This window comes from Actinomadura sp. NPDC048032, assembly GCF_040653175.1.
GTDB classification, from domain to species: Bacteria; Actinomycetota; Actinomycetes; order Streptosporangiales; family Streptosporangiaceae; genus Spirillospora; species Spirillospora verrucosospora.
This window is the reverse complement of record NZ_JBEZJP010000231.1, coordinates 1-12,415: the sequence shown is the minus strand read 5'-3', so window position 1 is coordinate 12,415 and position 12,415 is coordinate 1. Positions and strand designations below refer to the sequence as shown.

The 12,415-nt window shown below is 66.3% G+C and carries 5 protein-coding genes; 3 read left to right on the top strand and 2 right to left on the bottom strand.

From position 1 onward, the window contains the following. A partial coding sequence (gene pglX, locus AB0C69_RS26165) for a BREX-2 system adenine-specific DNA-methyltransferase PglX (RefSeq protein WP_360357804.1) occupies positions 1-3,479 on the bottom strand: 3,479 nt, incomplete at its 3' end. Positions 3,480-3,535: 56 nt separating this feature from the next. After that, complete coding sequence (gene pglW, locus AB0C69_RS26160) at positions 3,536-7,960, bottom strand: BREX system serine/threonine kinase PglW (RefSeq protein WP_360357802.1); 4,425 nt, start codon at positions 7,958-7,960, stop codon at positions 3,536-3,538. A 537-nt stretch (positions 7,961-8,497) separates the two neighbouring features. Between pglW and AB0C69_RS26155 the strand changes: the two genes are divergently transcribed. Genes AB0C69_RS26155 through AB0C69_RS26145 form a run of 3 tightly spaced genes read left to right on the top strand, consistent with a single transcriptional unit; the run spans position 8,498 to position 12,346 of the window. Beyond that, complete coding sequence (locus AB0C69_RS26155) at positions 8,498-9,334, top strand: vWA domain-containing protein (RefSeq protein WP_360357801.1); 837 nt, start codon at positions 8,498-8,500, stop codon at positions 9,332-9,334. A gap of 4 nt (positions 9,335-9,338) precedes the next feature. Next, the gene (locus tag AB0C69_RS26150) at positions 9,339-10,208 is read left to right on the top strand and encodes a hypothetical protein (RefSeq protein ID WP_360357800.1); all 870 of its coding nucleotides are present in this window, start codon (positions 9,339-9,341) and stop codon (positions 10,206-10,208) included. Then, on the top strand, positions 10,205-12,346 hold the full coding sequence (locus AB0C69_RS26145) for a hypothetical protein (RefSeq protein ID WP_360357798.1): 2,142 nt from the start codon (positions 10,205-10,207) through the stop codon (positions 12,344-12,346). The genes AB0C69_RS26150 and AB0C69_RS26145 overlap by 4 nt, the downstream gene beginning before the upstream one ends. The last annotated feature ends 69 nt before the right edge of the window (positions 12,347-12,415 follow it).

The window sequence follows — 12,415 nt, the reverse complement described above, 5'->3', positions numbered from 1 at the left end:
CATCGGGACGGCCGCGCGGGCCGCCGCGGGCGTCGGCTTGACCGCCGGGGGACGTCCCGCGAACACCTGCGACGGCGACGGGACGGGGCTGGTGCCTGCGCCTGGTCCTTGTGATCCCAGCCGGCCCACCCGAGCAGCAAGGTGTCATCCGCGTCCGGGCTCGCCCCCGGATACGAGATGAACCGCTCCTTCGGCACGTCGAGCTTTCCGCGCTGCGACCAGTACGAGGTCTTCTGGAAGTCCTTCGGCGCGTACTTCGGGGGAACGGCGATGTCGAGCCGCTTCCCCGTCCGGTCCTCCTCGCGCTGGAGGTCCCAGACCTGCTCCCACTCCGCGCGCTTACGCAGACCGGTGTCCTTGTAGCGCAGCGCCGCCAGGTAGGGCACGTGCTCGTCCGCAATGACCTTGGCGAGCACCTTCGCCAACGGAAGATCGCGCTTCTTCATATGGTCGGACGCATAGAGCGCCGCCACGCTCTGCATGTCCGCGTCGTCCTTGAACTGGTCCGCAAGCTGGTTGACCGTCAGCGTGCGAGGCTGCCGGTACCCGTCCCGCAGCCCGTACCAGAGATCCTCACGCTCACACCGATCGAGGATCCAGTTGCGGAGAGCAGCCTTCTCCTTCTTCTCCCAAGGCTCGGTCGCCCATCGCCGCTTGTACTCCGGCCGCTCGATCAGCCCCACACCCTTGGGCAGCTTCTCGATCAGATCGATGCGAGCCTGCACCACACGCCGATACTCCTCCGGCCACCTCTCCGGAATCTCCGTAACCGGCGTCGCCCCATGCCGCTCGAACCACGACGTCGTGACCTCGCCAGCACTCATCTTACGAGCAAGCAAAATCTCGAAAGCTCGTTCCCCTAGTTGAACATTGGGCACCGATTCGAGATCCGATAGCGTCGCCAGCGCAGCATCCCCTACAGGCAAGAGCTCATATGTGCGATACGTTATCCAATCCAGTTCCTCTTGAGAGGCAACCATTTTTTCGTGGGCCAGCAAGTCTCCTGCTCGGGCGCCATCAAATCTTTCTCGACTAAGGAGAGACACGCTATCTATCAAGTCGGACCAAGTGGCTCGACTCGCCCCCAACTTCGCCAATCTTATTCCATATTCACTCAAATTCGATTTCGCGACAGGAAATTCCCGCAATTTTGTTCCAGTGAATTCATATCGCTCTTCCCATTCTTCGTCCTGAAGCCCCCGACCGAGGCCACTCCCTCCCTTTCCTTGACTGACCTGCTTAAGCCAGAAGCAAGCAAGGGAAGAATTCAAGAGCGCCAGCAGGTTAAACTGCTGAGTTTTATCAACAGAGGCGTCGAGGCTAATAACCGGCGCCGAGCGATTGAACACCTTTCCCTGTCGATTTAGAGTAAAATGATTGTGCGTGGCAACGAACGCGAACGCGATGAGCACTTCGGCCTTACTCCGTTCCCAGGAAAGCATGATGTGCTCATGCCACGCCATGCCGCGTTCTTCGCGAGTCTTTCCGAAAGTCTTCCCTTTTCTCAAGAGGGCACGATAAGGCCAGAAGAGCGAGGTATTCTGGGATTGCAAATCTGCGCTCTGTTCGACATACGGCCATAGGACCTGAAGATAGGGTGAAGTACTCCAGTCACGGAGGGCGTCACCAGTAACCATGGGGTGCGTCTCAACAGAAGCTTTCCCCCATCCTGGAGGCGATCCCTCCGCCATAAAGACGTCATCTTCACCCAGGATGTCGTGAAATCCGATTGACTCGACGAAATTTTCAAGGCGCCCTACGGATGCCCCTTCGATCTGTTCAGTGAGTTGAACCGCGCCTCCGCCGGTCAACGACCAAGGATACTCAGCAAAACTGGTACGTGGGACCTCGTCGACGCTGACCCATTCGGATTCACTTCCCGGACGTTGATACTGATCAACGATCGCTGTCCAGACGTGCCCCTCAGCTGCATTTACTGGCTGAGAGGGCTCCCCCCGAATACCAAGAACCGCACGAATGGTGGACTCCTTGAATGCAGTTCGATTGCGACCTGCGAGAATTACGGTAGGAGTGCCGTGACCTGGAATGTAGGCGCCGGACGTGTCGATTACATGGGATAGGTCTACATTTTCATGAAGCCAGGGAATGAGCTTCTTGCCAAATTCACGCTTCATGAACGAGTTGGCTGTGATTTGGCCAGCAAACCCGGCTACACGGTCGGCGCCACCTGTTCGGAGGGACAGCTCAAAAATACGTTGCACAAAAGGCACCGACAGTGCATACTTTCCTGATGTGGTGGTATATGACCGGTAGTTTTCGTTTTCCTGAGCATCCTTTACGACAATGTATGGCGGGTTGGCAACAACCACGTGATAGGAGCCCGCACCAAGCAGGTCACAGCGTTTCGCGAACTCCTGCACGTCCTCCGTCGTGTAGGTGAACTGCTCCTCGCCGCCGAAGAGCATTTCCGTCTGGGTCTCGGCACCTCGGCCATGCAGGAGAGAGTCGCCTACCGCCACGTTGATGGGGAACGCGGGAGCGGTGTCGAGGCGGGTTTCGCCTGCGGCGTGTAGGGCGGCGACCAGCAGGCGGAACCTTGCGATCTCGGCGGCGAAGGGGTTCTTGTCGCAGCCGTGGATGGATTCCATGACGCGGCGGATGCGGCCCCAGTCGTCCAGGCCGGGGACGTCGACTTCCTTCCACTTCTGCAGCAGGCGGTGGAAGATGCCGAGGAGGAAGTGGCCGGAGCCGCAGGCCGGGTCGATGGTGCGGAGTCCGCGCACGACGGGCTCGTCTCCGGGCCATCCGGCGGGCTTGTGCTTCCAGGCCGGTTCGAGACCGAATTCCTCGATCGCCGGTTCGAGGGTGAGGTCGAGGATGAACTCCTCCACGAACTCCGGGGTCTGGAGCAGTGCGTAGGTCTTCTTCGCGTGGTCGGAGAGATCCTGGTAGAGGTCGCCGAGGAACCGGGTGTCCAGGTCCGCCTTATCCGTGAAGTCGTGGACGGTCTGGCCGTCCGCGTCGAGGCGGCGCCAGAACTTCAGCAGCTCGGCGGCCTGCTCGTAGGACGGCTTCAGCTCCCACAGCGGGTTGTGGTCGCGGTCGAACAGGCCCGCGACGGTCTCGTTGGTGGAGGCGAGGTACTCGAAGGCGGCGATCAGCCAGTCGCGGTCGTTCTTCTCCGGGTGGTCGCGGAAGAACCGCTGGTGGCGCTCGTCGGCTTCGGCGAGGCGGTCGCCGGGGCCGGCGATCCACGGTTCGGCGATGAGGTCGTTGTCCTCGCAGAACCGGACGAACACCGTCGCGAGGACCCAGGCGACGGCGGCCTGCGTGACCCGGTCGTCCCGCCACTGACCGAAGGTCAGCGCGGTCCGCTGATGCTCGCGGGCGCGGTCGTACTCGCCCTTGAGCCTGGCGTGGAACTGCTGCCCGGGTTCGGTGCCCGCGCGCAGGTCGTCCTCAAGGGAGGTGACCTGCTTGCGGAGGTCCTTCAGCAGGGCCGCCTTGTCCACGCTCACTCGTGCCGTCCCCTCGATGGGTCATGTAGCCGATATAGGTCTGTGTGGTTCGCCGGTCAGGCGGCCTGGCCGCCGCGCAGGCGGGTGAGGAACGCCTTGTCCAGGACGGTCCATTCGGCGGTGCCGATGGCCTCGACCGTCCGTCCGTCGATGTTGGGGGTGGTGCGCGGGGCCTCGGACGGGCACAGCAGCCACAGGCCGTGCGGGACGTCCGACGCGCGGCGCGCCGCGTTCTGCAGGCCGGTCAGCAGGTCGTGCCCGCCGACGTCGTAGTACCGGGCGAGCAGGCCCGCGTTGTGCAGGAGCAGCACCGTCCGGGGCGGTGCGGCGCGTTCGCGGAGCCGCTCTCCGGTACGTTCCAGGACGCGGACGACGAACGAGCGGAGCCCGCCCGGCATCTCCCCGGTGCGGGTGAAGCGCTCGTCCGCGCGCAGCACCTGCCCCCAGTCGGCGCCGTGCTCGGTGGCCAGGGCGCGGAACTCGGCGAGGAACACGTCCGCGAAGTTCACCGGGACGACCGGGTACGCGGCGGCGAGCGCGTCCGCGACGCCGTTGAGCCGCTTCAGGTGCACGGTCAGGGCGAGGAAGCCGCCCTGCCGGGCGGCGGTGGCGAGCTTGGCGTCCGCGATGTCCTCGGGGCCTTCGCCCGGGGCGCCGAGACCGGCGCCGAGGCGGGTCGCGGTGGTGCTGCTGGACGGTGTCCGGGGCCGGACCGGCGCCGGCGGGAAGAACCGCTCGGCGGCCTGGTCGTAGCGGAGCGGGAAACCGGCCTCCGCCAGGGCCTCCTCCACGTCCACGTAGGTGGGCGGCGGCGTGTAGGCGTCCAGGTCGGGGAACCGGGCACGCACCTTGGTCAGCAGGTCGCCGAGGGTGACGCCCTGCGGGAACCGGACGCCCGCGCCGGCCTGCGACAGCCGCAGAGCCTTCGCCAGGTCCAGGCCGCGCGGGTAGAGCTGGAGAGTGGGCGCCGCCGATGCGTCGTCGGCGACGCTGGACGCCAGGCGGACGAGGCGGGTGTCCGACAGCGGCCTCATCCCGTCTGGGGGCTCGATCCCGCGCAGCGTCCGGATCACCTCGGCGCCGCCGGGCAGCGGGTCCTGCCTCGCCAGTTCGTCTGCGCGGCCGCCGAGTTCGGCGGCGTAGTCGGCCAGTTCCGCGGGTGTCGGGTCTTCGGTGCCCGGCAGCGATTCCAGCGCCACCAGGACGTGCCGCCCCCTGCGTAGCCGGTCGAGCCGGGGCTCACGCCCGTTGTCGTCGTCCGACCCCGTGAACGCCTCCGCCTCCACCGCGGCGCGGACGACGGCGAGCGACCGGGCCGCGGTCACCTCCGGCGGCGCGTCGGCCGCGCCGTGCCGGACCCGGAGCAGGTCCGCCAGCTCCTCGGCCGTCGTGACGCCGCCCTGCCCCCGCACCAGCGAGACCACCTCGTCGCGGACGGGCACCAGCCAGTCGGCCGCGGCCCACCGCTCGACGGCCTCCTTGTGGTGCCGAGAAACCGTCGCCTGCCTCGTGCCGACCGCCTTCGCGACCGCGCTCTGCGTCGGCCACGGGTCGTCCGGGACGGTGCCGTCGGCGTCCGGGAGGCCGAGCAGCAGCCGCAGCGTCTCCTTCTTGCTGGAGCCCCGGCGCTCGTCGGCCGGGAGGAGCATCGCCGCGAGGTCGTCCACGCGCGAACCGGCATGGGGCTCGCCGGGCTGCGCGAGCGAGGGGCCCGCGACCTGCTCGTCACCCGGCTCTCGGCCCGCCCGGCGGTGCGGGCGGAGCGCGGCCGTCCACTGCTTGTGCCGCCGGTTCAGCTCCTTCTTCGCGACCGCGCCCGCACCGCGCGCCTTCGAGATCTGGTATGGCGGCACGTCCAGGAGCTGCCCGACCGTCGTCGCGCTGAAGCCCGCCGCGACCGCCACCGCGCGCGGCGACAGGCCCGCCGCGATCAGCGGGGTCTCCAGGGTCGCCGCCTCCGCCGCGATGTCGCGGGCGGCCTTCAACTCCTCCGGCCCCAGCCCGGACTCGGTATCGCCGCCCGCGAGGGTCGCCTGCGTGGTCGCCGGGGCCGTCGCGTCCGCCCTGCGGAAGATGTCGTGCCAGGCGGCTTCCATCTGCGCGAACGTGTCGAACCGCTCCGACACGTCGCGGTGCAGGGCGCGCTGGAAGAACGCGGTGAGGCCGTCGCGCAGCGCGGGCTCGAACAGCTCCGCCGACAGGTACGGGTTCGGGTCGTCGCCCGTGCGCGGGTCGGACCCGCCGTCGCCCCACCGCGGCCGCTCCCCCGACGCCATCTCGTGCAGCGTCACCGCCGCCGCGTACCGCTCGGCGTGGTCGTCGAAGTCGGGGCGGCTCGGCGTCCCCAGGAACGGGTCGAGGTAGCCGCGCGTCCCCGCCGTCGGGTCGCGGTCCGACACGTCGGTGAGGGAGAAGTCGAGGAGCTTCAGCTCCCACGTGCGGTCGGCGCGACGCAGCACCCCGAAGTTCTCCGGCTTCAGGTCGCGGTGCCGCACATTCTTCGCGACGAGCTGGTCCAGTGCGCGGAACAGGTCGCGGCCGAACCGCTCGAGCTGGTGGTAGGTCAGCTTGCCGTCGTCGTGGAGGACGGCGGCGAGGGTGCGGTCGCCGGCGAACTCCAGATCCAGGACCGTCCGGCGGGCCAGCTGCCGAGGCCCGCCCAGGAGCCGGACGATCGCGCCGCCGCCGACCTTCGCGAGGGCGTCCGCCTCCGCGGCCAGCCGGCCTGCCTTCGCCTCGTCCAGCGCCACCTTCAGGACCCGTTCCGGGCCCGGCCCCTGGCCGTCCCGTGCGGTGTCCTCGTCGTCGGTGTCGCGGCGCACCAGCAGCGCCCGCGACGTGGCGCCCGAGCCGAGAACCCGCTCGACGCGCCACATGCCGTCGGCGTCGCCGTCCACGATCTGGCCGGGCATCGCGGTCAGCGGATCCGTGCCCTCCCAGCCGCCCGCGAGGACGTCGTCGGGGACGGCGGCGTCCTGCTCGGCGGCGTCCAGCTCCGCCAGGAACCGGTCCGCCGACTCCAGCCGGTTCGCCGGGACGCCCTGCGTCGCCTCGAACACCAGCCGGTCGAGCCGGTCGCCGAGGCCGTCCACGACCGCGTACGGGTGCAGGCCGCCGGCGTCCCGCAGCGTGTCGATCAGGCTGGCGCGGTCGGGGGCGGGAGGCTGGCCAGTGAGGATCAGGTACGCGATCGCGCCGACGCCGAACACGTCCATGTCGACCGGGTCGGGGTACTGCTGGTCGAACTCGGGCGCCAGGTAGACCAGCGCGGCGTCGTCGACGAGCTCGGCGTCCAGGCTGGACTGGCCGATCGTCATCGGGGTGGTGGTGTCGAAGTCGCGCGCCGCGGTCTGCCAGTCGATGATGCGTAGCACCGGTTGCGACCCGTCGTCCTTCGCCGACACGTACACCGACCGCGCGGCCAGCGCCCGGTGGTACAGCGACCGGTTGTGCGCGTACCGGACGGCCTCGGCGAGCTGCCGGACGAGCCCCAGCCGCGTCTCCGGGGTGAGCGACTCCCCGTGCACGTCCAGGTAGGAGTCGAGCCGCAGGTCACGGTGGTCGTGGCGGAACAGGATCGCCGAACCGCCCTGGTGCTCGCGGATCTGGACGGCCTGCGCGATGCCCGGATGGTTGATGCCCTGCAGCACCTGGTACTCGCGGCGAGCTGCCCGGTCGACCGTCCTGCGCGCGTCGTCGGTCGCCTGCCGGTTCACCAGGTAGATTCGGACCCGGCCCTCCTCGTGCACGATGTCGTGCCGCTCGGCGAGCCGGTCCTCCCAGCGCGGCCCGGCCTCCAGCACGCTCGGCTGCATGCGCCACTCGTCCCCGAACCGCAGATGGGCCGTGGAGTGGGTGATGCCGATCCGCTCCAGCATCTGCGGCAGGCGCCTGGAGAAGTCGGCGGCGACCCTGCGCTGCTCGTTCTCCGGGGGGCGTCCCAGCAGGTCGTGCCAGATGCGGCCGAGGCCGGTCTGACGGTCGTCGCGGCCGTACACGCGGGTGCGCTGGATCTCGTCCAGGTCCGACACGAGGTTCGGCGCGGTGAGGAACACCGCCGGCTCGACCCTCGGGACCCGGACGCTGAAGAACCCGAGCTCTCTGGCGGCCCAGGACAGTCGGCTCCTCAGCTCCTTGGACTTCCAGTCGGTCAGCGGCAGCGGGTTGCGGATCGTCCTCGGGCGGTCCGGGCCGTTGAACGTCCACGTCGCCCCGTTGTTGACGACGCGGCCGGGATGCGCCTTCAGCTCGACGAGGTACAGCCCGCCGGGCGTCGCGACGAACAGGTCACACTCGTGGACCCGGCCTGACGGGGCGACGAAGGAGAACAGGGCCCACGCGCGGTACGGCTCCACGTTGGGCATCAGGGCCTTGACGTGGTCCAGCCCCTCCTGCTCCCAGGGGAAGTCGGACTGCCTCTCCTGGAACCACCGCTGGACGGGCCTCGGCGGCCTCGGAACCGGCCTGCCGGACCCCGACATTCGCCCCTCCGCTCCCCGCACTCCCTATGCCCGCCGCGCCCCGGACGGGCCTAGATCCTACCGACGCCCAACCCCTGCACTGGAGCGTTTCAGGCCCGGCCCGGTGTCAGATACCGGCCACACACTCCCCGTAATCCCCCAGGCTCCCCCAGACGTCCGCCGGCACCAGCAGCCTGAGCTGGCGCCTGACCCCTGAGTGACCGACCCCCCGACCACGGGCAGCCGACCCAGGCCGAAACAGGGTTCCCATGGCTCTTCCGGCAGTCCTGACCAGCGCCGACCGCCAGAATGCGGGTTCTGGTCGATACGGCCGCGCATCGGCGCAATCCGCGCTCTCGGCGTCGCCTGTTCACCAGGACGTTCGCATCGGCGACGCCAAGGGCAAGGGCGGAACCCCAGAACCCGTGTTATCCCGGTATCCGTAGCAATCGTCAATAAGGTGACCGCGCCATGTCCGATCATGGCATCCTGCCATCAACCACTGTGACTCGCCTGGCTACCGGCCACCGGTCGTCCACCCGAACGGGGAGACTGCAGATGCCATACACCGCTGAAATCAGCCGCAGCAACCCGAGCTGCTTCATCTTCTTGATCGATCAGTCGGCCTCCATGAGTGACCCGATCGGCGGAGAAATCCCGCAGCAGAAGGCCGACGTCGTCGCTGACGCGATCAACCGCCTTCTCACTGAGCTCTCGGTGAAGTGCGCCAAGGAAGAGGGCGTTCGGGACTACTTCCACGTCGCGGTCATCGGCTATGGAGCTTCGGTCGGATCCGCCTTCAGCGGCGTCCTGGCCGGACGTGACCTCGTACCGCTGAGCGAAGTCGCCGACAACCCCGCGCGAGTGGAGAGCCGAGCCAAGAAGGTTCCCGACGGGGCCGGCGGCCTGGTCGAGACGACCACGAGCTTCCCGCTGTGGATGGAGCCCCTGGCCAACGGCGCGACCCCCATGTGCCGAGCGTTGAGCTATGCGGAGTCGCTGGTGACCAAGTGGATCAGCGAGCATCCCGGCTGTTTCCCGCCCATTGTCCTCAACTTGACGGACGGAGAGGCCAACGACGGTGACCCGCTCGCTTCAGCGTCGCAAATCCAGAGCCAGGCCACCGCAGACGGTCCGGTGCTGTTGTTCAACCTGCACGTCTCAGGGGCCGGCGGAGTCGCGGTCACCTTCCCAGACAGCGATGCTCAACTTCCCGATGCGTTCGCCAAGCAGCTTTTCGCCATGTCCAGCCCGCTGCCCTCGCACATGCGGGCGTACGCGGCGCAACAAGGTTTCGGAACGAGCGATGCCACTCGGGGCTTCGTCTACAACGCAGACATAACTTCGGTGGTGCAGTTCCTCGACATCGGAACCCGCGCGACTGACCTGCGCTGAAAAGATGCGCGCGAACCTAGCCATCTTCTCCACCCCCAAGGACGGAAGTACGGAGGAGGAGTACGAGGATGCTGCGTGCTGCCTGCCCGAGCCGACCAATGAGGGTGAAGTCTCCGCTGACCTCCTAAGGGTCGCGGTCGCCGATGGCGCCTCCGAGAGCCTGCTCGCCAATCGTTGGGCGCGCCTACTGACCCACGAGTTCACAAACTCGCAGATCTCGGCGGTACTCCGTCCTCACGAGTTCGCCGCAGCCTCACTCGCCGCGGCCACAACTTGGGACGAGACCATGGCAGCGTATGTGGACGAACGGGTTGCCCGCGGCAAGCCCATCATGTGGTATGAGCAGCCTGGATTCGACCGAGGTGCATACGCAACGCTCATCGCGGTGTGTTTCGGCGACGCCGACAGTGGTCGTAGCGGTGCCGACCATGCCCATAACCCTCACGACAGCGGTGGCCATGGCGCATCCGCAAATGATCAACTCATGCCCTGGCACGCTGCCGCTATCGGGGACAGTTGTCTGTTCCAAGTGCGGGACGACCGGTTGGCTAAAGCGTTCCCCATGGACGCCTCGATGCAGTTCGGGACCAACCCCGATCTTCTATGCAGCCGCGGGCTGGACGAACGGCTGGTGGCCGACCGAGCCCGATTCGACTCGGGCGCCTGCCAGGAAGGGGACACTTTTTTTCTGTGTACCGATGCCCTCGCTGCCTGGTTCCTAAGCCGGTACGAGGCCGGCCATAGTCCGTGGGCGGAGCTCACCGATCTCGGCTCTGCAGAGATACCCGCCTTCTCGGAGTGGGTGGCCGCCCAGCGCTCGGCTGGCCTGATGCGCAATGACGACGTCACCCTCGTCCGGGTGGACATCTGGTGAACACGGCCGGGCCACGGCGTTTTCCGACCGGCGCCGAATACGTCGATGCACTACAGAATACCGGCCTGTGCTTCGAAGACCTCGATCTCAAGAGAGCCACCCCCGATCTGGACAGGCTCGGCCGCCCCCGACCCATCTCAGGCAACTTCGCCAGCGTCTTCGCGCTCACCTCCACCGCTGGCGAAAAGTTTGCGGTCAAGTGCTTCACTCGCGAAGCCCAGGACCAGGAACGACGTTATCGCGCGATCAGCGACCACCTAGCCACCGTCAACCATCCATGGAAAGTGGACTTCGAATACATCCTGCGCGGAGTCCTGGTCATGGGGAACTGGTATCCCGTGCTCAAGATGCGGTGGGTCACAGGCATCGGGCTGGTCCGCTGGATCGATGCGAACCTGCACGACCAGGCCGCCCTCGGCAGACTAGCGGCAAACTTCGCCAAATTGGTCGAGCAACTCGCTGCCGCCGGCATCGGTCACGGCGACCTACAGCACGGGAACCTGCTCGTGGCTCCGGACGGATCACTCCGGCTCGTCGACTATGACGGAATGTACGTGCCGGCCCTGGCCGGTTTGCCTCCCGCCGAGATGGGGCATCGCAACTACCAGTCACCGATGCGTGGGCAGACGGAATTTGGTCCAGACCTCGACCGCTTCTCCGCATGGGTGATCTATCTCGCACTTGTGGCGATTTCCTCCGATCCCTCTCTCTGGCAGCAGTTGCACGAGCCGGACGGCGAGTATCTTCTTCTCTCTGAAGAGGACTTCACGGACCCCGCAACCTCAATACGCTTTGCTCTTCTGCTCGGTTCCGCCGCACCCGAAATCCGAAAGCTGGCCGCTCTTGTTCGAGATGCTCTTACCCAGCCATTGAGCAGCTTGAAACCTCTCAACTCCTCCAATACCAGAATTCCATCGGCATCTTCCGACTTTTCGGCACCCTTCCTCGCCGGGTCCGCAGCGCCGCATATCTTGCAACCCCCCAAAGGGACTCTGCCGTCATGGATGGCAGGCCACCTGCCTCCAAAACCACTGGAACCACCTGTAATCTTTCGCGGGCCTCGCCCATTGCTGGCGCTGGGGCTGCTCATTCCTGCGATGCTCGCACCAGCTCTGCTGGTGGTCCTTGGTCTCATCAACACGCTAGCAGTCTCAGGAGACGTGGGCGTTGGACTTGCCGCACTATCCGCTATGGCATTCAGGTATCGGCGTCGTTCCGAGGTAGCAGAAGCGCGGAACGCACGGCAACGCCGAGCCGAGACTGCACAACACCTCCGAGGGCTTGACCGGGAACTAAAGCAGATTGAGAAGGAACAGACTAGCCTCGATCTCCACATGACGAAGACTCACGAGGATCTCGCAGCGCGCCGAAACTCGCTGCAGGAACTTTTCGTCAAGGCCGACCAGCGGGCCGATCGGGAGCTAGAAACTCAGCTGATACCCATTGAAACCGAGTTGCGCAACCTGACGAGCCTACGGCAGCGAAAGCTCAGCATGGCGTTGTCTAAACTCCAGGAGGCCCATGTCCGTTCCCGGCTTGCGCGGATCACCATCGCCAACAGTCCGCCTCATGGTATCGGCGCCAAGCTCGTAGCCAATCTTAAAGCCGCTGGTATCTCCACCGCCGCAGACTTCACCGGGATAGTCCTCATCTCAGGCAGCTATCAGAACGCGGATGCCTATTTCGTGCTCGCCGGTTCGACACACCGCGTCAAGGTGCCCGGCATCGGGGAAGTGAAGGCCCAGACTTTGAACGAATGGCGCCAGAGTCACGAAACACACGTCCGTCGGTCACAACCGCGTTCGCTGCCCGCAGCCGAGCGGCAGGCAATCTTGGCTGGACTTGCAGCACGGGAGAAGAAACTGAAATCCCAGAAGGAAGCCGCGAGGCAGCATTCCGCCGCGAAGAGGGTGGCCGCGCGCAAAGACCTAGAGAGCCAGCAGGCCCAACTGACCGCGGAGGAACAAAACGCGCGGGCCTCTGCTGCGCAGGCCCGAGTCGTCTTGAACCAGCGCATGGCGGTCGCAAAATCCGCCTTGACCTCGGCTGACCAGGCTCTTACCGCCGCGATAGCCGATGTGGACAGATACCGCAGGGTCACGTTCTTCTACTTTTTGCGTTTCTCGCTCACCGGTTGATTGACAGCCAGCCTTTTTGATGCTAACTAACCTCGATTATTCGTGTGGTCGGTTGGGTCACGGAGCGAC

Excerpts from the sequence above, each read along its gene's own strand:
- pglW (WP_360357802.1), bottom strand. The coding sequence starts at position 7,960 with ATGTCGGGGTCCGGCAGGCCGGTTCCGAGGCCGCCGAGGCCCGTCCAG.
- AB0C69_RS26150 (WP_360357800.1), top strand. The coding sequence starts at position 9,339 with ATGCGCGCGAACCTAGCCATCTTCTCCACCCCCAAGGACGGAAGTACG.
- AB0C69_RS26155 (WP_360357801.1), top strand. The coding sequence starts at position 8,498 with ATGCCATACACCGCTGAAATCAGCCGCAGCAACCCGAGCTGCTTCATC.